Source organism: Arthrobacter sp. Ha26, assembly GCF_059091705.1.
This window is the reverse complement of record NZ_JBNHGX010000017.1, coordinates 1-2,054: the sequence shown is the minus strand read 5'-3', so window position 1 is coordinate 2,054 and position 2,054 is coordinate 1. Positions and strand designations below refer to the sequence as shown.

The 2,054-nt window shown below is 64.0% G+C and carries 2 protein-coding genes, 1 rRNA gene and 1 pseudogene; 3 read left to right on the top strand and 1 reads right to left on the bottom strand.

What is annotated here, in order from left to right; translation table 11 throughout:
• The 3 genes and pseudogenes from rrf to AC5RVY_RS19055 all read left to right on the top strand — a co-directional run.
• A 5S ribosomal RNA gene (gene rrf, locus AC5RVY_RS19065) occupies positions 1-89 on the top strand; the annotation flags it as partial.
• Positions 90-866: 777 nt separating this feature from the next.
• Positions 867-1,256, top strand: coding sequence for a transposase (locus AC5RVY_RS19060; RefSeq protein ID WP_493956255.1), 390 nt, complete (start codon positions 867-869; stop codon positions 1,254-1,256).
• Between the two features lie 114 nt (positions 1,257-1,370).
• A pseudogene (locus tag AC5RVY_RS19055) lies at positions 1,371-1,621 on the top strand (transposase); the annotation flags it as partial.
• 122 nt (positions 1,622-1,743) lie between these two features.
• Here the strand turns inward: AC5RVY_RS19055 and AC5RVY_RS19050 are convergent.
• Positions 1,744-2,054 (bottom strand): hypothetical protein (locus AC5RVY_RS19050; RefSeq protein WP_493956254.1); only part of this gene is annotated, 311 nt, incomplete at its 5' end.

Genomic DNA, 2,054 nt, shown 5'->3' with positions numbered 1-2,054 from the left:
CCGGTCCCATTCCGAACCCGGAAGCTAAGACCCACAGCGCCGATGGTACTGCACCCGGGAGGGTGTGGGAGAGTAGGTCACCGCCGGACACACATTAGGTCGAGGCCCCAACCAGCACAGGTTGGGGCCTCCCACATTTAACAACCCAAACCCCGGACACCGAAAGACACCAGCCCACCGCACACGGCAGCACCGGGCACCCAACGCCCCACCACCTCCCGCACCCCAGGAGGGAACGCCCCATCAGCTCCCGCACCACGGCCGCATCATCTCCGATGTCTCCCGGACAAGCGGTCCGACACGGCCGTCGGCAGCGACCGCAGTCGAACCCAACCGGAAACCGGAAGGACTCTTTGTCGCGGCCGTCCATGCATTCCTTTGCACTTGCGGATGCGCGCCACCCATCCTGGTCCTCCGCAATCGGCCGCATAGCCAAGAACTTGGGAGTCGGGTCATGGAAGAACCGCCTTCCCGATGCCGGGCTGCGCAATGGACATCCGCGGCGCTAAGTGGACCTCAGGCCGTCCTAAGGCTTAGTAGCCCAGGGGCCTGCTGGACGATGCCACGAGGGGCGCGGGGCCAGGAAGCAGTCTCAGCGGTAGCCCCCTGATGTGGCGATCGCCCGCAACGGCGCTGGTCCGGCTGCCTAGGGCTGCTTCAGCAGCGTCACCAGGCATTCGCGCGGCTTTCGGGGGCTGCCCCTCGCCTCTTCCCTGAACCGGTATGGTCCCCGTGGCCCTCATTCGGCATACCTCCCAGTGCCAAGAACGGAGCAGGGCGAAGGAGCCTGCGGAGCGGTTGCTGGCGCGGGCCAAGGAGCGGGGCGTGAGCCCTGGTGGGCCCGGGCGGGCTGTTGAAACCAGCTCATGGGGCATGTGCTGGGGACCGCGCTGGAAGCCGAGTTGTCTGAGCACTTCGGGCACGCGCATGGCCAGACACCGATCGTGGCCAACACGCGTAACGGCACCAGGCCAAAAACGCTGCCGACTGAGAGCGAGCCTGTCGAGGTTGAGGTGCCCGGGGATCGGGACGGCTCGTTAGAGCCTGTGATCGTGCCCAAGCGGAGACGGGAGCTGGACGGGATCGACCAGCTCGTGCTCTCGCTGTCCGCCCGAGGGCTGACCACGGGGAAATCAACGCGCAGTTTGAGGGGGCCAGAGTCTCTTAGGACACCATCAGCCGCATCATGGGAAAGGTCGCCGGTGAACTGGCCGTATGGTCGGCCCGTCGATGGGATTCGGTCTATCCGCTGCTGATCGCCGACTGCGACGGGCTCAATGGCCTGCTCGAGACGATCACAACCACACGGGAGCGAACGGTGGTGCAGCAGTGCATCGTGCACCTGGTCCGCAACAGCTTCCGCTACGCAGTACGACGTGGAGATCGCGCGGGGATCTGCACGACGAACGCGACCGAGTCGATCAACGCACGCTACCCAAGGGCAGTGAGGGCCCGCGGGCACTTTCCGAACGAGACCGCTGCCCTGACGAGCCTGTCCCTGGCCACCAAATCTCTTGATCCCACCGGCATCGGTCGGGCACGCTGGGCAACGAGGTGGAAGCCTGCGCTGAACGCGTTCGCGGTTACCTTCGCCGATCGGTTCAAAAGAAGCACTCAATAATGAAAACCGGCCGGACCCACACCGTTTATCGGACAGTCCCTGCGGTGCAACCGAGCGTAGCGCGAAGACACCGCCGCCATGAAGCTTAGCGCCAAGTCCCGTTAGTGACGCCCCTTCTTCGGTCACCGCCGGCCCAAGTCATTCTCCGGCTCGGGAAGCACCTCGGTCTTGCCCGCATCCTCGAAGCCAGGTGTCTTGCCCGCTGCATACCAGACAGTAAGAGCACGGGCCGGGTTGTGGGTGTGAGGTAGTGCATATTTGTTTTTGGGTGTGGTTTTTGGGTGGTGTGTGTGGGGGTTTGCCTTTTGTTTTGGGGGTTTTTGGGGGGTGTGGGTTGGTGTTGGGGTGGATTTGCGGGGTGGGGTGTGGGGGTGTATTGTTTTTTGAGTCGCCGCCGCTGATGCGGAAAGTTTGCGGCCAACCCCCCTTTTTT

Coding starts and splice junctions, on each gene's coding strand:
- AC5RVY_RS19060 (WP_493956255.1), top strand. CDS start 867: ATGGGGCATGTGCTGGGGACCGCGCTGGAAGCCGAGTTGTCTGAGCAC.